Source organism: Streptomyces sp. NPDC048639 (assembly GCF_043199075.1).
In the GTDB taxonomy this organism is placed as follows: Bacteria; Actinomycetota; Actinomycetes; order Streptomycetales; family Streptomycetaceae; genus Streptomyces.
On record NZ_JBICVP010000007.1, the window covers coordinates 102,030 to 121,827 of the forward strand.

The following is a 19,798-nucleotide window of genomic DNA, read 5'->3' on the forward strand; positions in this document are numbered from 1 at the left end:
GTCGGAATCCCCTCCATTCTCGGGCACACGTGGCCCCTCCTGCCTCTCGGAGAGAGACTGCTGCGGTACGCACACGGGGCGTGCGCGGTCACGCCCCGTACCGGCGAGCATCGGACGGGGACGGAACGTGCTGAAGGCGACCCGGGACCAGGTGCTGGCCTGGCGACTGCGGCAGCAGGGCCTCACGCCACGGACGATGTCGACCGTGGCGGAGCTCGCCGAACGGCTGGCCGGGGTGCAGGCGCAGGTCGCGTCGTCGGCCGAGCTGGCGATCGCCACCCGGCAGCGCAAGCCGAGGGCGGGGGCGGTGGAGAAGGCGCTGGCGGACCGTACCGTCGTGAAGACCTGGTCGATGCGCGGCACCCTGCACCTTCTCGTACCGGAGCAGATGGCCGCCTTCCAGTCGCTGCTCGCCGCGGCCCGTACCTGGGAGAAGCCCTCCTGGCAGCGCAGCTTCGGCGTGACCCCGGACCAGATGGAGCGGCTCGGCGACGCCGTCGACGAACTGCTGGACGGGGGGCGGGCGATGAGCCGTGCGGAGCTGACCGAGGCGATCATCGCGATGCCCGGATACGGCGACCTGCGCGAGCAGCTCACCTCCGGCTGGGGGACGGTCCTCAAGCCGCTGGCCTGGACCGGTCACCTCTGCCACGGCTCGGGCGAGGGCAATCGGACGGCCTTCGTCTCGCCCCGCTCCCACGTCCCCGGCTGGACCGGTGTCCCCGAGCCGGAGGAGGCGGCCCGGGTCGCGGTCCCCGCGTACCTGCGCGCGCACGGCCCGGCGACCGCCGAGGCCTTCGACGCCTGGCTGATCCGCGGGCTGACGCGAAAGGCGGACATGCGGGCCCGCTTCGCCTCCCTCGGGGACCGGCTGACGGAGGTCGACGTCGACGGCGACGGCGAGCGGGCGTACCTGCTCGCCGAGGATGCCGATGGGCTGGCCCGTACGAAGCCGTCGAAGGAGGTCCGGCTGCTCGCCGGCTTCGACCAGTACGTGCTGGGCCCCGGCACCGCCGACACCCGCCTCATCGCGGCGGACCGCCGGAAGGCGGTGAGCCGTACGGCGGGGTGGATCTCGCCGGTGGTGGTGCACGAGGGGCGCGTGGCCGGGGTGTGGGACTTCACGGACGACGGGACGGTGGACGTCCGGCTCTTCGCGGAGAGCGGGGCGGTCCCGAAGGCCGCCCTGGAGGCGGAGGTGGCGCACCTGGCGGCATGCACGGGGCGGGGACTGGAGCTGTCGGTACGGACGGTGTGAGTCCGGTCCGCGGGCGCTGTGTGCGCGAACGGGCTGTGCGGGTCCGGTCCATGGGGGCTGTGTGCGCGAACGGGCTGTGCGGGTCCGGTCCATGGGGGCAGTTGCGGGTCCCGGTCCCTGGGGGCTGTGCGAGCCCGGTCCTACGGAGTGGGCGAAGAGGCCGTACGGAGTGGGCGAAGGAGTCCGTACGGAGTGGTCGAGGCGGGTCAGTGGCCCCCTAACCGGGGCGGGGGCTCGCCGGACCCGGCGCGAGGAAAGGCGCGGGACGGACCGGCGTGAGGGAAGGCGCGGGCCCGGGCAGCCGAACCGGGAGGCGTGAAGAACCCGGGCCCGCGCGCCCCTCACACAGACCTTCCGGCCCCGCCCCCATCGCGCCGGAGCGCGGTGAACGGACGGCCTGTGTGGGTCCATTGCCCGGCCGGGCTCCAGCCCGCGGCACGCGCCTCACGGTGCAGTGCCGCGATCCCCACCCGGGCCCAGGGGAAGTCGGTGTCCGCGCAGGCCGCGGTACGCAGCCCGCGCGCCGCAGGTACGGCGACGGTGCCCGAAGCAGCCGTACCGCGCCCGTCGTCGATGCGGACCCGGACCCGTTCGTCGAGGTCCCCGGGGGCCGCCTCGACCAGGGCCAGCCCGCCCGGCGCGACAATCGCCGCGACCCGTTCGAGGAGCGCACGCGGGTCGCCGCCGATGCCGATGTTGCCGTCGATGAGCAGCGCCGTGCCCCAACGCCCCTCCCCCGGCAGGGGGTCGAAGACCGAGCGGCGGAGCGCCTGCCCGCCCTCGCCGACCGTACGGGCGACGGCTGCCGGGCTGACGTCGATGCCCAGGCTCACCCGGCCCATCGCCGCCAGGGCCGCGACCAGCCGGCCGGGACCGCAGCCGATGTCGAGCACGCTCCCCTCGCAGCGGCGCAGCACGCTCATGTCGGAGCTGTCGGCGCCCGCACACCAGCGTTCGACGTCGAGGGGAAGGAGCCAGCCGTCGGCCCGGCGCAGGAAGAGCGGGCCGCGCCCAGTGCGGAGGGCGGTCGCGTACGGGTCGGCCCGCCAGGCGACGGTCGACGACCTTGAGGAGGGCCGCGGCGCGGGGACGGCGGGCGCGGCAGGGAGCGGCGCGGCAGGGAGCGGCGCCGCAGGGAGCGGCGCGGCGGCCTGTGACGGGGACGGGGACCGGGTCACCGTGCGGCCGCCCGCGCCATGCGCGCGACCTCCGCGGCGAACCGGCCGTCCGGCGCTGCGGTCGCCACCTCGGCGGCGTCGGCGGCGGTGTCGACGTCGCGCAGTACCGGAAGATCCCTCACCCGCAGTCCGGCGTCGACGAGCCGCTGCCGCTGGACGGCACCGGTTGCGGCAGTGGACATCGGTACACCGCGTACGAGTCGGGGGGCCGGATCCGCCAGCCCGAGGGCCCAGAATCCGCCGTCCGCGGCCGGTCCGAACCAGGCGTCGCAGCCCGTCCACGCGTCCGGGCGGAGGACGGGGGCGAGCAGTGCGGGCGTGATCTGCGGGGTGTCCATGCCGATCAGCAGCGCCGGTCCCGTACAGCGGGCGAACGCCGCCGCCAACCGCTCGTCCAGCCCGCCGCCGCACTGCGGTACCACCTCGATGCCGGGCGGCAGCCAGGGGCCGGGCCGCCCCTCCAGGACGAGCACGCGCTGACGGGCCGGTACGGCGAGGGCGGTGCGGAGGGTGTCGGCGAGCGCGGCCGCGGCCAGTTCCGCGGCCTCCTCCGGCGTGTAGCCGGGGGTGAGCCGGGTCTTGACGCTTCCGGGCACCGGCTCCTTGGCGATCACGAGGAGTGTGGTGGCGCCGTCCTCGCTCGCGGGCGCCTGCCGCGCGACTGCGTACGGGCCGGGGCCGGGGCGCGGTCCGGGGCGCGGTGCAGGGCGCGGTCCAGGGCGCGGTCCAGGGCGGGGTCCAGGGCCGGGGTTCGCGAGGCGGCCCGGGGGGATCGAGCGTTCCGTCATCGTGTCCGCGTCCTTTCGGGAGCTGCCGGGAGGCGGTACGGCGCCGGCGTTCCCCGCGCACCACCGTCCGTGTCGGGCCCCACGGCAGGCAGGTCTGCGGTGGAGAGGTCACCGGCGGCGGGGTGCGCGCAGTCCCGGCCCGCGCTCGCCGGACCCGCGATGCCGGGACCCGCGATGCCGGGACCCGCGGTGCCGGGACCCGCGGTGCCGGAACCCCCCTTGCCAGGGCCCCCGTTGGCGAGATCCGCGGTGACCGGGTCTTCGACGCCGTGCTCCCCTCCTGGCCGTAGGGTCACGTCGACACGGGCACCGGACCCGGCCGCCTCCCCCACCGTGGGGGGCAGTTCGGCAGGCCCCACGTCGGACCGCGGGGGCCGGCGCAGAACGTCCCGCATGTCGTGGACCGCGTGCCAGGTGCCGCGCCAGGTACCCGTGACCTTCGACGCCCCGGTCCGCGGTAGATACGGCACATCGCGCTCCTCGATGCACCAGCCCGCGTCCGCCGCCTCCACCACCATCTGGAGCGGATAGCCGCTGCGCCGGTCGGTCAGGTCCAGTCCGAGCAGGGCCTCGCGGCGAGCGGCGCGCATCGGGCCCAGGTCACGGAGCGCCACCCCGGTACGGCGCCGGAGCATCCGCGCGAGGGCCAGGTTGCCCACCCGTGCGTGCAGGGGCCAGGCTCCGCGGGCCTGCGGCCGTCTGCGTCCCAGGACCAGGTCGGCCGCCCCCTCGGCCACGAGGCGTACGAGACCGGGCAGGAGTCCGGGGTCGAGCGAGGCGTCGCAGTCGAGGAAGCAGACGAACTCGGCGTCGGCGGCGAGGAGTCCGGCATGGCAGGCGGCGCCGAAGCCGCGCCGGGGTTCGTGCACCACCGTGGCGCCCAGGTCACGGGCGATCGCGGCGGAGCCGTCCGTCGAGCCGTTGTCGACGACGACGGCCCGCCAGCCGTCCGGGATGCGGTCCAGGACCCAGGGCAGGGCGGCCGCTTCGTCGAGGCAGGGGAGAACGACGTCCACGTCGGTTGCAGTCGCTTTGGTCACCCTCATCACCGTACGGAGAAGGAACGGACATTCCGGACTCAAGCTCCTTACGAAACACGGACGTCGGGCCGTGGGCGCCCCCTGGAGGGACCGCAACGGCACGCCCAGTGCGAGGCTGGGGGCATGCAGAGCCCCGCGCCTTCCGCGCCCACCGCCGGCCGCGTCCTCGTCGTGGACGACGACCCGACCGTGGCCGAGATCGTCGCGGGCTACCTCGACCGCGCCGGATACACCGTCGACCGCGCCTCCGACGGCCCCGCCGCCCTCGCCCGCGCCGACGAGCGCCGGCCCGACCTGGTCGTGCTCGATCTGATGCTGCCGGGCATGAACGGCCTCGACGTGTGCCGGATCCTGCGCGAGCAGGGCCCGGTGCCGGTGATCATGCTCACCGCGCGCGGCGACGAGGACGACCGCATCCTCGGTCTTGAGGTCGGCGCGGACGACTACGTCACCAAGCCGTTCAGCCCGCGCGAACTGGTCCTGCGCGTCGAGTCCGTACTGCGCCGTTCTCGGGCGGTTTCCGGGGAGTCCGGCGGCGCTGCTCCGGGCGCCGCCGGGGACGGGAGGCTCGCCGCCGCCGGGCTGGAACTCGACCCGGTCGCCCGCCGCGCCACGAAGGACGGGCGCGAACTGGCCCTCACCCTCCGCGAGTTCGACCTGCTCACCTATCTGCTGCGTCACCCCGGCCGCGCCTGCGGACGCGAGGAGCTGATGCACGAGGTGTGGGGCTGGGAGTTCGGGGACCTGTCGACCGTCACCGTCCACGTACGGCGGCTGCGCTCGAAGATCGAGGACGATCCCGCCGCGCCACAGCTCATCACGACCGTCTGGGGTGTCGGCTACCGCTTCGACCCGCCGGGCGGCGGCGGGGAACCACGGAACTGAAAGGCGGGACGCCGTGCGTGACCTCCTCCTGATCGCGCTGTACGCCCTCATCGGCGCCGCCGGTGCCGGGCTGCTGGGCGCGTTGGCTCTCCGCCTGCTGCGTCACCGGTCCGTGGCGGTCGCGCTGACCGTCGTGGCGGCGGTCGCGGTGACGGCGATGCTCGCCGGAACCCTGGTCGTCGCCTGGGCGATGTTCCTGTCGGCCCACGACCTGACGGTGGTCACCACGGTCGTGGGCATGGCCGCCGTCGTCTCCCTCGCGGTGGCACTCGCCCTCGGCCGCTGGGTGGTCGCGCGCAGCAACGAGCTGACGCTGGCGGCCCGTTCCTTCGGCGAAGGCGGCCGCTTCGCGGCGCCCGGCGGCGAGGCCACGGCTGAACTCGCCCAGCTCAGCCGGGAGTTGGAGGCGACCAGTGCCCGCCTCGCCGAGTCCCGCGAACGCGAGCGCGCCCTCGACGCCTCGCGCCGCGAACTGGTGGCCTGGATCTCGCACGACCTGCGCACCCCGCTCGCCGGTCTGCGCGCCATGGCCGAGGCGCTGGAGGACGGCATGGCGCAGGACCCCGAGCGCTACTTCCGCCAGATCCGCACCGAGGTCGAGCGGCTCAACTCGATGGTCGGGGACCTCTTCGAACTCTCCCGCATCCACGCCGGCGCGCTGACGCTGTCACCGAGCCGGATGTCGGTGTACGACCTGGTGGGCGACGCGCTGGCGGGCGCCGATCCACTGGCGCGTGAGCTGGGCGTACGGCTGGTGGGCGACCCCGTCGACGCGGTGCCGGTGGAGGTCGACGGCAAGGAGATGACGCGGGTGCTGGGCAATCTGCTCATCAACGCCATCCGCCGTACCCCGGCCGACGGCACGGTCGCGGTGGCCGCCGAACGCCGGGGACACGACGCGGTGGTCCTGTCGGTGACGGACGGCTGCGGCGGCATCCCGGAGGAGGATCTGCCGCGCGTCTTCGACACGGGCTGGCGCGGCAACCACGCCCGGACACCGACTCCTCCGGCGGGCGCGGGCCTGGGGCTGGCGATCGTCCGCGGGATCGTCGAGGCCCACGCGGGACAGGCGGGCGTACGGAACGTGCCGGGCGGCTGCCGTTTCGAGGTGACCCTGCCGGCGGCGTTCCAGCCGGGTGCGCAGTTCTCCGGCCGGGCCGGCTGCTGACGGCAGCCCTCGCGGCGGCCCGGCGCGGGGCAACTCGTGCCTTTCCCCACGCCGCGACCGGTACGCCGCGACCGGTGGTCCCCCGCCCCCGGCAGGCCCAGGCTCCATCCGCTCAGACCTCTGCCGCTCAGCCCCCTGCCGCTCAGCCCCCTGCAGCTCAGATTCCGCCTCTCGACCGCGGCGTCTCAGGCGCGGCGCCTCAGTCGCGGCCCCTCAGGTGGCCGGTCGGGCCCCGGGGCAGTTCTGCCGAGGCCGGTCGGGCCCCGGCATGACAGGTCCCGGCCGGTGGGGCCCTGTCAGGTCCCGGCATGTCAGGCCCCGACAGCTCACGCCCCGGCCGGTGCTCGCAGCGATGCGCGGGCGAACTCCGCCATCCCGTCGGCGAAGGCCACCTGCGGGCGCCATCCCAGCTCGCTCGTCAGCCGTCGCGAGGACGCGGTGATGTGGCGGACATCCCCGAGCCGGTACTCGCCCGTGACGACCGGCTCCGGCCCCCCGTGCGCAAGCGCCAGCGCCGCCGCCATCTCCCCCACCGTGTGCGGCTGTCCGCTTCCGGTGTTGTAGGCACGGAATCCGCCGCCGGGCATGCCCGGCAGGGACGTCAGCGCGGTGACGTTGGCCGCGGCGACATCCCGTACATGGACGAAGTCCCTCCGCTGCCCGCCGTCCTCGAACACCCGGGGCGCCTCGCCTCGTTCCAGCGCCGAGCGGAAGAAGGAGGCCACGCCCGCGTACGGGGTGTCGCGCGGCATACCGGGCCCGTAGACGTTGTGGTAGCGCAGCGAGACCGCACTCCCGCCGGTCGTCCGCGCCCAGGCCGCGGCCAGGTGTTCCTGGGCGAGCTTGGTGGTCGCGTAGACGTTGCGGGGGTCGGCCGGGGCGTCCTCCGCGACCAGGCCGGGCACCAGCGTCCGTCCGCAGACCGGGCAGACCGGCTCGAAGCGGCCCGCGTCCAGATCGGCGGGCGTCCGCGGGCCGGGCCGGACGGTGCCGTGGCGCGGGCAGTTGTAGCGCCCCTCTCCGTAGACGACCATCGAACCGGCCAGCACCAGGTCCCGGACACCGCTTCCGGCCATCGTGGCCAGGAGTGCGGCGGTGCCGAGGTCGTTGCACGAGACGTAGTCCGGCGCGTCCGTGAAGTCCCGGCCGAGACCGACCATGGCGGCCTGGTGGCAGACGGCGTCGACGCCGCGCAGGGCACGGCGCACCAGCGCCGGGTCCCGGACGTCGCCGTGGAAGCACGCCGCTGCCCCCGGCACGGACAGTGCCGTGCCGCGCCCGGGGTGGGCCGAGGGCAGCAGGGCGTCGAGAACGACGGGCTCGTGGCCGAGTGCGGCCAGAGCCGTGACGATGTGCGAGCCGATGAAGCCCGCCCCTCCGGTGACGAGTACGCGCATGCCGGCGACGCTACGGCCGACAGGACGCGGGCGTACGGGAGTGTGCCGCGCCGTCACGGGTCCGTAAGGACTCGTGCGTCGGCGGGCGGCCGTGCCGCGAACTCGCACGGCCGGACTCACACGGCCGGACTCGGCGGGCGCGCCCGCCGGGACATGGCCGTCCGGACACGGCCGTCGGGACACGGCCGTCGGGACATGGCCGTCAGCGGTCGGCCGGCCGGGGGACGGCTCGGGACGCGGCTGTCAGCGGCGCGCCTTCGCACGGTCGACGGCTGCCACTCCGAGTGCCGCGAGGACGACCTGGAAGAGCAGTTCGATCCAGTCGATGCCGCCCGTATCGGCCACGTCGATCCCGTAGGCGATGGCGGTTCCGATGAGGGCGGCGACGATGCCGATCAGCATCGTCCACAGGATGCCGATGTGCTGGCGGCCCGGGATGACGAGGCGGCCCAGCCCTCCGATGATGATGCCGATGACGATCGCGGTGATGATGCCGGAGATCTCCATGGGGTCCTCCGCGGCTGTACTGCGGAGCTTCCGGCGAAGCTCCTGCCCTCCATCTTCCCCCTGTGAGCGCACACCACCACTCCGACCAGGACCTTCGGGCCTGCGCAGGGTCCCGGGCGGAGCTGGGGCGGAGCTGGGGCAGAGCTGGGGCAGAGCTGGGCCCGTGTCTTGTGGATCGGCCCGGATCGGCTCCCGGCGTCCGGTGCCGGAGGCACCTCCCAGCGGTGGCCGGGGGCGCAAGGCGGAGATCGTCCTCGTAGTGGGCCCGCTCGGATGCTCCGGCAGCGCGGCTGGGGGCACCTCCCGGGCGAAGTTCCGGGGGAGCCGTGGCCAGGCGTCGCGGGCCCGAGATGATCCGGAAGACCGGCCTAACGGCCGTCCCGGAACGCCAGGACCGTCTCCACCGTGTCCGCCTCCGCCGCCGCTTTGTCGTCGCGGTAGCGGAGCACCCGCGCGAAGCGGAGGGTCACGCCCTCCGGATAGCGGGTGGACCGCTGTACGCCGTCGAAGGCGATCTCCACCACCAGCTCGGGCCGTACGGTCACCACCCACCCGTCGTCCTGAACGGCCAGCTCCCGCAGTCGCTCGGTCTGCCACTCCAGGAGCGCGTCGGTCAGTCCCTTGAAGGTCTTGCCGAGCATGGCGAAGGAGCCGTCGGGGCGGCGGGCGCCCAGATGGAGATTGGACAGCTTGCCCGTACGCCGCCCGTGTCCCCACTCGGCCGCCAGCACGACGAGGTCGAGCGTGTGGACGGGCTTGACCTTGAGCCAGGAGGCGCCACGCCGTCCAGCGCCGTATGCCGAGTCCAGCCCCTTGACCACCACGCCCTCGTGACCGCGCGCCAGCGCCTCGTCGGCGAACGCGCGCGCCCGGGCACGCACCGCGTCGTCGGCCGGGTCCTCGATGACAAGGCGCCGTACGCGCAGCGGCTCCGGTACGACCCGGGCCAGCTCCGTGTTCCGCTCGGCGGCCGGCAGTGTCAGCAGGTCGCGGCCGTCGACCGACAGCAGGTCGAAGAAGACCGGGGAGAGGGGCAGCGTCGCCTGCGCGCCGGTGACGTCCAGCCGGGAGCCGACGCGGCCCGCGGTCTCCTGGAACGGCCGGGGCCGGCCGTCCTCGCCCAGCGCGATGACCTCCCCGTCGAGCACCGCCCGCTCCGCCGCGAGCTCCCGCGCCGCGGCGACGACCTCCGGGAGGCGGTCGGTGATCTCGTCGAGGGTGCGGGTGAAGACCCTTACGCTCTCGCCGTCCCGGTGCACCTGCGCGCGGATCCCGTCGAGCTTCTCCTCGATCGCGCAGGGCCCGAGCCGGTCAAGCGCCTCGTCCACGTCCTTGGCGGTCTGCGCGAGCATCGGCTGGACGGGTCGGCCCACTTCGAGCCGGAAGTCGGCGAGCGCTTCGGGGCCGCGCGCGAGCAGCGCCTCGGCGACGGCGCCGAGCGATCCGCCGAGCATCACCGCGCGCCGTACGTCCGCGGGGGCCGCTCCGGCCGCGGCCGACAGGCCCTCGACGGCGAACGCGTCCAGCGCGCCCTGCCGCAGCTCGCCGCTGATCAGCCCGAAGAGGAAGCGCTGTTCCGCCTCGGTGGCGGCGGACAGCAGCTCCCGCAGCAACCGCTTGCGTTCGGCCTGTGCGCCCTTGCCGGAGACGACGGCGATACGGCCGAGGGCGTCGTGCACGTCCAGAACGGTCAGGCCGGGCTCGTCCGCGGGCGGGACGGGGTCTCGCAGGGTGCTCCAGCCGACGCCGATCCTGCGCTGCGGGAGGCGGCCCGCGAGATAGGTGATGACGACGGGCGCCTCGGCGGGCTCCGCCTTGCGGAACAGCTCGGCCAGCAGCGCGACCTTCTCCGTCCGGGCCGAGGTCGCGGCGACGTCGCGCGACGTCCCGGCGATGTCGGCGAGCAGCATGTGCCCATGATGACCCAGCGACGGGTCGCCCTCATCTCGCGGCTCATCTCGCGACTCATCCCGTGACCGTGGGGCCACGGGTCCCGCTTCGCGTCCTCGGCTCACCTGCTCCCCCTCATTTCGCGTCCGCGTAGCACTCGACCACCGCCGTGGTGAAGGGGAACGAGACCGGGGTGTCGCCGAAGGCCGCCCGTCCCGCCCGCTCCCCCGCCGCGCGGATCGCCTCCTTCACCGCCTCCGCCTCTTCCTCCGGGCAGTGGACGATCACCTCGTCGTGCTGGAAGAAGACCAGTTCGGCGCGGAGTTCCGCGAGGGACTGGCGCAGCGCGGCGAGGACCAGCAGGGCCCAGTCGGCCGCGCTCCCCTGGACGACGAAGTTGCGCGTGAACCGGCCCCGGGCCCGGGCGTCGCGGGACGCGTAGCCGTACCCCTGCAGCTGTCCCTGTCCCTGTCCCTGCCCATGTCCCTGTCCCTGTCCAGGACCGGCGGCCCCGTCCGCGGGCGGCGCCTCTTCCTGCGGCAGGCCCGCCTCCCCCGGCTCCGCGTCCGCCGCGGCGGCGGACGGCGGGCAGGTCCGGCCGAGCCAGGTGCGGACGAGGCGGCCCTCCTCACCCGCGCGCGCGGCGTCGTCGACATGGGCGACGGCCGCGGGGAAGCGGCGGCGGAGGTCCGCGAGGAACTTCAGCGCCTCACCGGACGTCTGCCCGTACACCGCGCCGAGCAGGGCGAGTTTGGCCTGCTCGCGGTTGCCCGCGAAGGCCCGGTCGGACAGCGCGGTGTAGAGGTCGCCGCGGTGGCCGGCCACCTCCATCAGGCCCCGGTCGCCGGAGACCGCGGCCAGGACGCGCGGCTCCATCTGGTCGGCGTCCGCGACGACGAGGCGCCAGCCCGGGTCGGCGACGACCGCCCGCCGTACGACCTTGGGGATCTGCAGTGCCCCGCCGCCGTTGGACGTCCAGCGACCGGAGACCGTACCGCCCGGCACGTACTCGGGGCGGAACCTGCCGTCCCTGACCCAGGAGGTCAGCCACGCCCAGCCGTGCGCGGTGTGCAGCCGGTAGAGCTTCTTGTATGCGAGCAGGTGCGGAACGGCGGGGTGGTCGATCGCCTGAAGTTCCCAGGCGCGCGTGGAGGTGAGCCTGATGCCCTCGCGGGCGAAGGCGCGGACGATGTCCGCGGGCAGGTCGGGCCGGACGCGTACGCCGCCGAACGCGCGAGTGACCTCGTCCGCCAACTCGGCCAGCCGCTGCGGCTCCTGGACCCCCGGATAGCGTTCGCCGAGCATCTCGGTGAGCAGGGCGCGGTGCACATCCGCCCGCCAGGGGACACCGGCGCGGGTCATCTCGGCGGCGACGAGCGCCCCGGCCGACTCGGCCGCCGTCAGCAGCCGCATCCGGCCCGGGTGTTCGGCCGCCTCGTGCCGGCGCTGCTGGTCGGCGTACACCTCCAGGAGCGCGGCCAGCGGGTCCGTGCCCGGCGGCAGTGGCACGGGGCCCGGTTCGAAGAGCGAGGGCTGGGACTGGGAGGCCCGGGGCGGCGGGTCGTCGGGCACGGGCAGCCGGTGCAGCCGGGCCCATGCGGCGGCGAGGGAGCGCGGCCGGCCCCAGTGGCCCTCGTGCCCGGTCAGCAGGGCTTCAGCGGCCTCGACGTCGTAGCACCGCTCGACGCGGACTCCGGCGGCCAGGAGCCGGGGATGCAGGTCGGCGGTCGAGCGCCACACCCACCGCTCGACCTCGGGAAGGCGGGATCGTACGGCGTCGGCGAGCCCGGACGCGGGCACGTCGGTGACCGGCCCGTCCGGCCGCCCCTCCGCGTCGAGGGCCACGAGCCGGGCACCGCCGTCCTCCGTCACCGCCACGGCACACCGCATGGGGGGAGTCTCGCACCGGGGTACGACAACGGGGCCGGGCCGCGGAAGCGGGGAACGGAAGCAGGGAGCGGAACAGGGAGCGGAAGCGCCATTGGGACGCGGACGGCGAGGCGCCGAGGGGCCCTTGCGCAGAAGGACCGCAGCGGGCCGAGCGGCCGGGCACCAGCGCGCGGTGGTGGCCGCGCACAGGAGCCGGGCGGCGGAGCGGGGCAGCGGAGCGGGACCGCAGCGACGCACCGCGGCTGACCGGAGTGCCGCGGTGCGGGCGGGCCGCCCCGGTTCACGGCGAGTGGTCCGTCGGCGACGGCCGGTGGCAGTCGACCCGTGAGGGCGGCCCCCGGGCCTGTCACGTCAGCAGAACTTCCCTCCGCAGCGGCAGACTTGGGCCCATGACGGACAGCCCCACCGTGATCCACCCGGTCCCGTACTACGCCCAGTGGGAATCGCCCGGCCTCGTCCCCGCGATCATCGCGGGCACCACGCACGCGAGCGACGACCCGCTCTGGCCCAAGTCCGGTGCCGCCGACGCCGCCGAGTACGCGTTCTGGTCATGGCGCATCTGCGGCATGGCCTGTCTGCGCATGGCCCTCGACCACTGGGGCCACGACGTGCCGCCCGCGGTGTCCCTGGCCGAGGAGTTCACGGACGCGGGCGCGTACGTACGCCATGCGGACCGTGTCGACGGGCTGATCCACGCCCCGTTCGCCGCCCATGTCCGGCAACGCTGGGGCCTGTTCGCCGCATCCCGCCCCGAGCTGCCCGCGCGCGACCTCCCCGCGCACCTCCGCGCGGGCCGTCTGGTGGTGCTGTCCGTGCACCCGTCGGTCCGCGACCTCGCGCCCGACCCACCGGGCCGCGGCGGGCATCTCGTCCTCGCGGTCGGCGTCACTCCGGAGGCGGTCGTCATCCACAACCCCTCGGGGTTTCCCGGCCGTTCGCAGGCGTTCGCCCAGGTTCCCTGGGCGGACTTGGACCGCTTCTACGCGGCCCGCGGCATCGTGCTGGGCCCGGCCGTGTGACGGCGGCCATCACCCCGTCCCCATGTCCGCCGGTCCGCTACAGCCCCCGTACGCGCCCTGCCGCCTCAGTCGCCGCGGCGGCGCGCCCGGACCAGCCGGAGCGCGGCGACCGCAGCGGCGCAGATCGCCGTCGCACCGAGCAGCACCAGCCAGTTGCGGGGATAGTCCAGTGGCAGGGCGGTCGGGTTCGACGGCCGGCCCGGCCGCAGGAGCAGGGGCAGGGCGACGACGGTCAGGCCCCCGCCGACCACCAGCGCCCCGCGCAGGGGACCGCGGAACGCGTCGCGTCCGCGGCGGCGGGCGTCCGGCGCCCCTGCGGTCAGGGCCCGCGTGCCTCGGACGAGCAGCCACCACACGCCGATCACGGCAGGCGCGATGAGCGCATCGTGCAGCACCAACGCCCCGCCCAACCACACCACCACGTCTCCCGGGTCCCGGACGGTCCCGCCCGCGAACAGCAGCCACGCGCCGACCCCGGTGAGGCCGAGCCCTGCCGCCCCCAGCAGCACGCGCAGTGCCCGCATCGCAGCCATCACAGCACCTCCAGCCGCGTGACCCACTTCGTCTGGAGCACGCCGGGCCGGTTGGGCGCGATGATGCGTGCCGGGTAGCCGTGATCGAGCGACAGTTCCTCGCCCCCCAGCCGCAGGGCGAGCAGGGTGAGGGGATCGCGGGCGTAGGTGCGGCCCATCTCCATGACGCGGTACGCGCCGCGCCGTTCCATCGACGTCACCCGTATCCGTGCCGTCGGCGGCGCACCCGTCCGGTCGAGCAGGTCCCGTACGCGGACGCCCGTCCACTCCGCCGATCTGCTCCATCCCTCCACGCACGCGAGGGGCAGCGTCACCGTGGTCTGCTCCAGGGCTCGCAGCTCGCCGAGCGTCAACGCGTAGGGCAGCGGACCGGACACCGTCAGCCGCCAGTTCTCGCGCACCTCCGCGCGCGGGCGGATCCCCGCGGCCGCTGCCGTGCGGTTGACCGGCAGTCCCTGGGGGGCGTGGCCGGGGTGGCGCGGAGCGAGCAGGTCCACCCGCCCGAGGGGGGTGACCGACTGCCCCACCGTCACGACCGTCACCGCCCCGACGGCCGCGCCCACCGCGGCGAGCAGTGAACGGCGGTCGGGAGCGTCCTCCTCCGGCAGGGCGAGCGTGCCGGGCGAGCGGCTGCGCCAATGCGCCGCGATCTCCGGGGCCTTGACCGCGAGGTGCAGCAGCAGCGCACCGGCCAGCAGCCAGGCCACGGCGTAGTGGACGGGCACGAAGGAGAACGGCCAGGGGTACCACTGGGCGATGTTCAGCAGCCCGCTGAACAGCTCGAAGACCGCCGCCGAGACGAGTACGGCGACCGAGAGCCGCTCGAGCGCATGCCGGACGGACCGCACCACCGGCCGGACGAACAGCCGCGGGTAGACCGCCCACAGCTTCGCCAGAAGGAGCGGGACGGACGCGATGCCGGAGGCGACGTGCAGCCCCTGGCTGACGCGGTAGCCCCAGGCGGGGCGGGCCGGCAGCCCGTCCATCAGCCAGGCGGGCGGCTGTTGCAGCACATGGCTGACGAGCCCGGTGACGAAGCACACGGCGATCGCGGCCCCGAGGAGGCGGCCGATCACGGTCGCCGTACGGGCGTCGTGCAGCTTTCCCGAGAAGGCGGGCAGGGGCGGGCGGCGCGCGAACGGCCGTCGCGGGAGGCGGAGCGTCATGGCCACCATCAGACCCCGGCTCCCGGCGTGTTCGGGCGGTCCGGGGCCTTACGAAACACGGACATCGGGGCCGCCGCGGGTCCGCCGCGGCCCGCCCGGTGCCACGCTGAGCGGCGTGATCACCCCCGTCACCGAACCCGCCGGCCCCGCCCCCGCGCCCGCCGCGGTGCGCTCCTCGGCCTTCCGCACAGGACTCGCCACCGCGCTGCTCGCCGCCCTCGTCACGGTCCTGGCCCTCACCGTCCTCAGCGACTCCTTCCACACCTCTCCGGCCACGCTGACCTCGTGGTACGCGGCGGCCTGGGTCCTGTTCGCCGCGGCCGTCCTGTCCCTGCGCAAGGTGTCCGGGCGCCGGGCGGCGGTCCTGGTGATGGCCGGCGGCGTGGCCGTCGCTGCGACAGGGCTGCTGGCCCCGCCGCGCACGAGCACCGACGCTTACCGCTACGTGTGGGACGGCCGGGTGCAGGCCGCGGGCATCTCCCCGTACGACCACGCTCCCGCCGACCCGGCCCTTCTGCCGCTGCGGGACGGGTGGCTGTTCCCAACTGGCGAGGCGTGCGACGGCCCGGACCTCGCCCGCGTCCCCGCCGTCCCGGGCGAGGTGCGCTGCACACGCCTCAACCGCCCGATGGCACACACGATCTATCCGCCCGTGGCGGAGGGGTACTTCTTCCTCGTCCACGCGGTGTCGCCGGAGGGTGCGCGAGTGAAGCCCCTCCAGGTCGGAGGCGCGCTGCTGTCGGCCGGAACGACCTTTGTGCTGCTGGCCGTTCTCCGGCGGCGCGAGCGGGGACCGCACGGCGCGGCGTACTGGGCGTGGTGTCCCGCCGTCCCGATCGAGGCGGTGAACAACGCGCACGCCGACGTCCTCGGCGTGCTCCTCGCCGTCGCCGGACTCGGGGCGGTTGCGGCCGCGCAGCGGCGAAGCCCGGCCGAAGGAACGCCCCCGCAAAGGGCGTTGACCGGAAGGGCCGTCCTCGCAGGAGGGCTGCTCGGGGCGGCCACGGCCGTGAAGATGCTGCCCGCGGTTCTGCTCCCGGGCGCCCTGTCGGGTGTTCTGGCCCGGGGCGCCTCAACGCCCCGGGCCCGCCTGCGGACCGCGGCCGCCGTCCTCCTCCCCGCCGCGGCCGTCGTGGCGGGGACCTATCTCCCGTACGTCCTGGCCTCCCGCGCCTCCGTCCTCGGCTACCTCGGGGGCTACGCCGCGGAGGAGGGGTACGAGGACGCGTCCGCCAGGAACCGCTTCGCCCTGCTGCGGCTCGTCCTCCCCGATGCCTGGGCCCAAGGCGCGGCCGCCGCCGTCCTGTTGACCGTGGTCCTCGTCGTGCTGCGCCGCGGCGACCCGGCGCGCCCGTGGCGCGGAGCACTGCTGGTGACCGGGACGGCCTTCCTCGTGCTGACGCCCGGGTACTCCTGGTACGCGCTGCTGGTGGTGGCTCTCGTCGCCCTGGACGGGCGGTGGGAGTGGCTGGGCGTCGCGGTGGCCGGTGCGGCCGCGTACGTGGCAGGCAGGCTGGTCGCGGGGGACGACGCGATCGGCACCTGCGCGTACGCGGTGGCCGCGTTCGCCGTCCTCGCGGGCTGGGCTGTGCGTTCAGGGGTGACGCGGCCCGGGGCCCTGCACTCCCGGCTCCAGCCCTCCCGGGCGCGGCGCACCGTCACCAGAGGGCGACGCGCCGTCACCTCAGAGCGACGCGCCGTCACCTCAGAAGTGACGGCGCCTCAGCCCTCCTCGGGCTCGGGGGTGTAGACGGCGAACATGCCGCCCTGCGGGTCGAAGAGGCCGGCGACCCGTCCCGTCCCCGGGATGTCCATGGCGGGGTAACCGACGCGCCCGCCGAGCCGGGTGGCCGTGTTGACCGCCGCGTCGACGTTGAGCACCGCGAAGTAGAGCGTCCAGTGCGGGGGGAGATGAGCCGGGTAGCGCTCGTCCATCTCCACCATGCCGCCGAAGTTGATGCCGCCGGCGCCCCAGTGGACGTACTCCTCGCCCTCGGTGCTCCAGCCGAAGACGGACGGGTAGAACGCCTTCGCCGCGTCCGTGTCACGGGTGGCCAGCTCGACCCAGCACAGCGTCCCCGGCTCGTTCAGCCGTGCTGCTCCCCGGAACGTACGGGCCTGCCACAGCGAGAAGACGGCCCCCGTGGGGTCGGCGGCGACCGCGAACCGCCCCATGTCGAACACATCGCCCGGCTCCACCAGGACCGAGCCGGCCCCCTTGCGGATGTCCCCGGCCGTCTCGTCGGCGTCGGCCACCGCGATCGCCATGGTCCAGCCGGCCTGCTGCCCTTCCTCCTGGACCGGGGTCAGCCCGGCCACGGGGTCGTCGTCGAGGAGCAGGATCGTGTAACCACCGGCCTCGGGACGCGGGTCGGGCTCGGCACGCCAGCCGAGGAGGCTGCCGTAGAAGGCGGCGGCCCCGTCGGGGTCGGAGGTGGCCAGCTCGGCCCAGCAGGGAGCGCCGAGCACCGGCTCGCTGATCTTCACGGGGGTCTCCTCACGCGCGGAGGCGGTCGCTGTTGCCGACGTTCTCATGCGGAGCGTGACCGCGCAGAGCGACGCGAAACCCCCTGCCGCACCCCGTCCGTGAGCCCCTCTCCGCACCCTTTTCCGTACGTACCGACCTCCTACGCCCCCGAGTCCGCCCCCGAGTCCGTCTCCGGGTCCCTCTCCGGGTCCCTCTCCGGGTCCGGCTTCGGGTTCGGCTCCCGGTCCGGCCCCTGCGCGCGCACCTGGTGGACATGGTCGAGCGAGTCGCGCAGGTCCGTCAGCCAGGTGTCCGCGTTGCGCTGGACCAGCCGTACGCACCACGCCAGGGCGTCGCTGCGGCTGCGGGCCGCACCGCCCGCGATGAGTGTGTCGAGGACCTGCCGCTCCGGCTGGCGGAGCCGGGTCATGACGGGTGCGGCGACGTTGGTGTAGAGGGCCCGCCGGCCGCCGCATTCCACGCCCCATGACACCTTGCGGTCGTAGCGGCGCTCGGCTTCCCGGGCCACGATCATGCGGTCCTCGCGGGTGCGCTCGCGGAATTCCGCGATCCGCCCGTCGAGTGCCGCCTCGCGCTCTGCTTCCGGCGCGTCCGCGGGCAGGTCCGGCTCGGGGATGCGGCCGATGACGGTGATCTCCTCGCGGTCCGCTGTCACATCCAGCAACTCGAGGAAGAGCCCGTCCGGCAGCCGCCCCGCGAACCAGCCGCGCAGCGCGCCTCTCTGCTCTGCCGTAATCATGTAATCGAGATTACGCCGTCGGCACCTGCCATACCAGGGTCGTGCCACCGCCGGGACGGTCCGCCAGCTCCAGCTTCCCGCCGAGCTGCTGAGCCCGCTCCGTCAGATTGCGCAGGCCACTGCGGGGCGCGTCGGCGGGTATGCCCACGCCGTCGTCGGTGACGGTGAGCGTGAGGTACGAGGCGCCGGCCTCGATGGCCACGTCCGCATGGCGGGCGTTCGCGTGCCGGGCGGTGTTGGTGAGCGCCTCCCAGAGCACCGCGATCACATGGTCGGCGACGTCGCGCGGCACCTGCGTGTCCAGCAGGCCCTCCATGCGCAGGCTCGGCGTGAAGCCCAGGACCGGGACGATCTCGCCCATGGCACGCACGGCGCGCGCCCGGAGGTTCTGGCCTGAGCCGGTCTCCCTCGACCGCAGACCGAAGATCGTCGTACGGATGATCTTGATGGTCTCGTCCAGGTCGCCGACCGCGCGCAGCACGCGCTCCGACGCCTCCGGGTGCCGGATGATGCGCTCCGCGCTCTGCAGCGTCATGCCCGTGGAGAACAGCCTCTGGATGGCCAGGTCGTGCAGGTCGCGCGCGATGCGGTCGCGGTCCTCCAGGATCGCGATCTGCTCGGCGTCGGTCCTGCGGTCCGCCAGTTCCATCGCCACGGCGGCCTGTCCGGCGAAGGCGAGCAGCGGCTCGATCTCCTCCTCCCGGAATTCGGGCCCGTCGGAGAAGCGCACCAGCATCACCACACCTCGCATCTCGTCGCCCGTGCCGATGGGGACCGCGACAGCCGGGCCGAGCCCCGGAAAACGCTCGGGCGCGTGCTGGATACGGGTGTCGCTCAGGACATCGGCACTGGTCACCGGCTTGCCGCTGGAGAGCGCCTGGCCCCGGAGCGTGCCCTCAATCGGCAGGACGAGCCCCCGGTGCGCCTCCGCGTGATCGCCGATGGCCAGCTCCACGGCCATCGTTCCGGTGTCCGCCACCGGGACGGCGACGACCGCGAGCGCCGCGCCCGTGATCTCCTTGGCCTGCTCGGCGATCAGCCCGATCACCTCGTCGCGCGCCCGGCCCGACAGCAGACTGCTGGTGATCTTCCCGCTGGCCCGCACCCAGCGCTCGCGGCGGGTGGCCTCCTCGTACAGCCGGGCGTTGTCGATCGCCACTCCCGCCGCGACGGCCAGGGTGGACAGCACGGCCTCGTCCTCGGCGTCGAACTCCGCGCCGCCCCGCTTCTCGGTCAGATAGAGGTTGCCGAAGACCTGGTCGCGAACGCGGATGGGGACCCCGAGGAAGCTCTCCATCGGCGGGTGGTTGTCCGGGAAGCCGTACGAGGAGGGGTGCTCGGAGATGCGGGGCAGCCGCAGCGGCTCCGGATGGTTGATCAGCTCACCGAGGATGCCGTGGCCCGAGGGGAACGGGCCGATGGCGGAGATGTCGTCGTCCGTCACCCCGACCGTCAGGAACTTCGACAGCTTCCGCCCGTCGGGGCCGATCACCCCGAGCGCGCCGAACTCGGCGTCGACCAGCACCGCCGCCGCCTCGGCGATCCGGCGCAGCGCCTGCTCCAGGTCCAGCTCGCGGCCGACCGACAGTACGGCCTCCAGCAGCCGGTGCACCCGGTCACGCGTGCCCCGCGCCATTTCCAGACGGGTCTGCACCTCGTCGAGCAGTTCGTCGAGCCTGAGCTGCGGCAGTTTCTCGCGGTCCTCGCCGGAGGGCCAGCTCCCCTCGCCGGAAGCCCCGGCCGCTCCCGGGAGCGCGCTCGCGTCGGAGAGCCCGCCCGCACCGGGACGTGCGTCCCCGGGGCGCGGCTCGCTGCCACGCTCTTCCCCCTCGTGCCCTTCACGGGCACCCCG

16 protein-coding genes and 1 pseudogene are annotated in these 19,798 nt (G+C 74.6%); 5 read left to right on the plus strand and 12 right to left on the minus strand.

Annotation, left to right across the window (positions count from 1 at the left end; translation table 11 throughout):
* Positions 1-127: 127 nt before the first annotated feature.
* The gene (locus ACGFNH_RS20375; RefSeq protein WP_393655616.1) at positions 128-1,258 is read left to right on the plus strand and encodes a winged helix DNA-binding domain-containing protein; all 1,131 of its coding nucleotides are present in this window, start codon (positions 128-130) and stop codon (positions 1,256-1,258) included.
* A gap of 341 nt (positions 1,259-1,599) precedes the next feature.
* Here the strand turns inward: ACGFNH_RS20375 and ACGFNH_RS20380 are convergent, their stop codons facing one another.
* The 3 genes and pseudogenes from ACGFNH_RS20380 to ACGFNH_RS20390 all read right to left on the minus strand — a co-directional run.
* Positions 1,600-2,436 (minus strand): methyltransferase domain-containing protein, encoded by an 837-nt coding sequence (locus tag ACGFNH_RS20380; RefSeq protein ID WP_393655618.1) that lies wholly within the window; start codon positions 2,434-2,436, stop codon positions 1,600-1,602.
* Positions 2,433-3,050 (minus strand): DUF2064 domain-containing protein, encoded by a 618-nt coding sequence (locus ACGFNH_RS20385; RefSeq protein ID WP_393655620.1) that lies wholly within the window; start codon positions 3,048-3,050, stop codon positions 2,433-2,435. Before ACGFNH_RS20385 ends, ACGFNH_RS20380 begins: the two co-directional genes overlap by 4 nt.
* Positions 3,051-3,592: 542 nt before the next feature.
* Positions 3,593-4,270: pseudogene (locus ACGFNH_RS20390) on the minus strand (glycosyltransferase family 2 protein); the annotation flags it as partial.
* 117 nt (positions 4,271-4,387) lie between these two features.
* Between ACGFNH_RS20390 and ACGFNH_RS20395 the strand changes: the two are divergent.
* Complete coding sequence (locus tag ACGFNH_RS20395) at positions 4,388-5,149, plus strand: response regulator transcription factor (protein ID WP_393655622.1); 762 nt, start codon at positions 4,388-4,390, stop codon at positions 5,147-5,149.
* Positions 5,150-5,162: 13 nt separating this feature from the next.
* Positions 5,163-6,317 (plus strand): sensor histidine kinase, encoded by a 1,155-nt coding sequence (locus ACGFNH_RS20400; RefSeq protein ID WP_393655623.1) that lies wholly within the window; start codon positions 5,163-5,165, stop codon positions 6,315-6,317.
* Between the two features lie 326 nt (positions 6,318-6,643).
* Here the strand turns inward: ACGFNH_RS20400 and ACGFNH_RS20405 are convergent, their stop codons facing one another.
* The 4 genes from ACGFNH_RS20405 to ACGFNH_RS20420 all read right to left on the minus strand — a co-directional run bounded on the left by ACGFNH_RS20405 (position 6,644) and on the right by ACGFNH_RS20420 (position 12,001).
* Positions 6,644-7,714, minus strand: coding sequence for an NAD-dependent epimerase/dehydratase family protein (locus ACGFNH_RS20405; protein ID WP_393655625.1), 1,071 nt, complete (start codon positions 7,712-7,714; stop codon positions 6,644-6,646).
* A gap of 243 nt (positions 7,715-7,957) precedes the next feature.
* Entirely contained in the window at positions 7,958-8,221 is a 264-nt protein-coding gene (locus tag ACGFNH_RS20410; protein WP_393655627.1) for a GlsB/YeaQ/YmgE family stress response membrane protein, read from the minus strand.
* 368 nt (positions 8,222-8,589) lie between these two features.
* Positions 8,590-10,131, minus strand: a complete 1,542-nt coding sequence (locus tag ACGFNH_RS20415; RefSeq protein WP_393655629.1) for an ATP-dependent DNA ligase — start codon at positions 10,129-10,131, stop codon at positions 8,590-8,592.
* Between the two features lie 115 nt (positions 10,132-10,246).
* Complete coding sequence (locus ACGFNH_RS20420; RefSeq protein ID WP_393655631.1) at positions 10,247-12,001, minus strand: bifunctional 3'-5' exonuclease/DNA polymerase; 1,755 nt, start codon at positions 11,999-12,001, stop codon at positions 10,247-10,249.
* A gap of 389 nt (positions 12,002-12,390) precedes the next feature.
* On the opposite strand from ACGFNH_RS20420, the gene ACGFNH_RS20425 reads away from it, so the two are divergent.
* Positions 12,391-13,020, plus strand: a complete 630-nt coding sequence (locus ACGFNH_RS20425; RefSeq protein WP_393655633.1) for a C39 family peptidase — start codon at positions 12,391-12,393, stop codon at positions 13,018-13,020.
* Between the two features lie 65 nt (positions 13,021-13,085).
* On the opposite strand, the gene ACGFNH_RS20430 is transcribed toward ACGFNH_RS20425, so the two are convergent.
* Both ACGFNH_RS20430 and ACGFNH_RS20435 read right to left on the minus strand, forming a co-directional pair.
* Entirely contained in the window at positions 13,086-13,553 is a 468-nt protein-coding gene (locus ACGFNH_RS20430; protein ID WP_393655635.1) for a hypothetical protein, read from the minus strand.
* Positions 13,553-14,719 (minus strand): molybdopterin-dependent oxidoreductase, encoded by a 1,167-nt coding sequence (locus ACGFNH_RS20435; protein ID WP_393655637.1) that lies wholly within the window; start codon positions 14,717-14,719, stop codon positions 13,553-13,555. The genes ACGFNH_RS20430 and ACGFNH_RS20435 overlap by 1 nt, the downstream gene beginning before the upstream one ends.
* Before the next feature lie 166 nt (positions 14,720-14,885).
* Here ACGFNH_RS20435 and ACGFNH_RS20440 point away from each other — a divergent pair, with 166 nt between their 5' ends.
* A complete protein-coding gene (locus tag ACGFNH_RS20440; protein ID WP_393656146.1) occupies positions 14,886-16,469 on the plus strand; it encodes a glycosyltransferase 87 family protein in 1,584 nt (527 codons plus the stop codon).
* Here the strand turns inward: ACGFNH_RS20440 and ACGFNH_RS20445 are convergent.
* The 3 genes from ACGFNH_RS20445 to ACGFNH_RS20455 all read right to left on the minus strand — a co-directional run bounded on the left by ACGFNH_RS20445 (position 16,442) and on the right by ACGFNH_RS20455 (position 19,636).
* Complete coding sequence (locus ACGFNH_RS20445) at positions 16,442-17,206, minus strand: VOC family protein (protein WP_393655639.1); 765 nt, start codon at positions 17,204-17,206, stop codon at positions 16,442-16,444. The genes ACGFNH_RS20440 and ACGFNH_RS20445 overlap by 28 nt on opposite strands.
* A 140-nt stretch (positions 17,207-17,346) precedes the next feature.
* Positions 17,347-17,946 carry a hypothetical protein gene (locus ACGFNH_RS20450; RefSeq protein ID WP_393655641.1) on the minus strand — a complete coding sequence of 200 codons (600 nt, stop codon included), beginning with the start codon at positions 17,944-17,946 and terminating at the stop codon, positions 17,347-17,349.
* Positions 17,947-17,956: 10 nt separating this feature from the next.
* Complete coding sequence (locus ACGFNH_RS20455; protein ID WP_393656148.1) at positions 17,957-19,636, minus strand: GAF domain-containing protein; 1,680 nt, start codon at positions 19,634-19,636, stop codon at positions 17,957-17,959.
* Between the last annotated feature and the right edge of the window lie 162 nt (positions 19,637-19,798).

Coding starts and splice junctions, on each gene's coding strand:
- ACGFNH_RS20395 (WP_393655622.1), top strand. CDS start 4,388: ATGCAGAGCCCCGCGCCTTCCGCGCCCACCGCCGGCCGCGTCCTCGTC.
- ACGFNH_RS20405 (WP_393655625.1), bottom strand. CDS start 7,714: ATGCGCGTACTCGTCACCGGAGGGGCGGGCTTCATCGGCTCGCACATC.
- ACGFNH_RS20410 (WP_393655627.1), bottom strand. CDS start 8,221: ATGGAGATCTCCGGCATCATCACCGCGATCGTCATCGGCATCATCATC.
- ACGFNH_RS20415 (WP_393655629.1), bottom strand. CDS start 10,131: ATGCTGCTCGCCGACATCGCCGGGACGTCGCGCGACGTCGCCGCGACC.
- ACGFNH_RS20420 (WP_393655631.1), bottom strand. CDS start 12,001: ATGCGGTGTGCCGTGGCGGTGACGGAGGACGGCGGTGCCCGGCTCGTG.
- ACGFNH_RS20425 (WP_393655633.1), top strand. CDS start 12,391: ATGACGGACAGCCCCACCGTGATCCACCCGGTCCCGTACTACGCCCAG.
- ACGFNH_RS20430 (WP_393655635.1), bottom strand. CDS start 13,553: ATGGCTGCGATGCGGGCACTGCGCGTGCTGCTGGGGGCGGCAGGGCTC.
- ACGFNH_RS20435 (WP_393655637.1), bottom strand. CDS start 14,719: ATGACGCTCCGCCTCCCGCGACGGCCGTTCGCGCGCCGCCCGCCCCTG.
- ACGFNH_RS20450 (WP_393655641.1), bottom strand. CDS start 17,946: ATGATTACGGCAGAGCAGAGAGGCGCGCTGCGCGGCTGGTTCGCGGGG.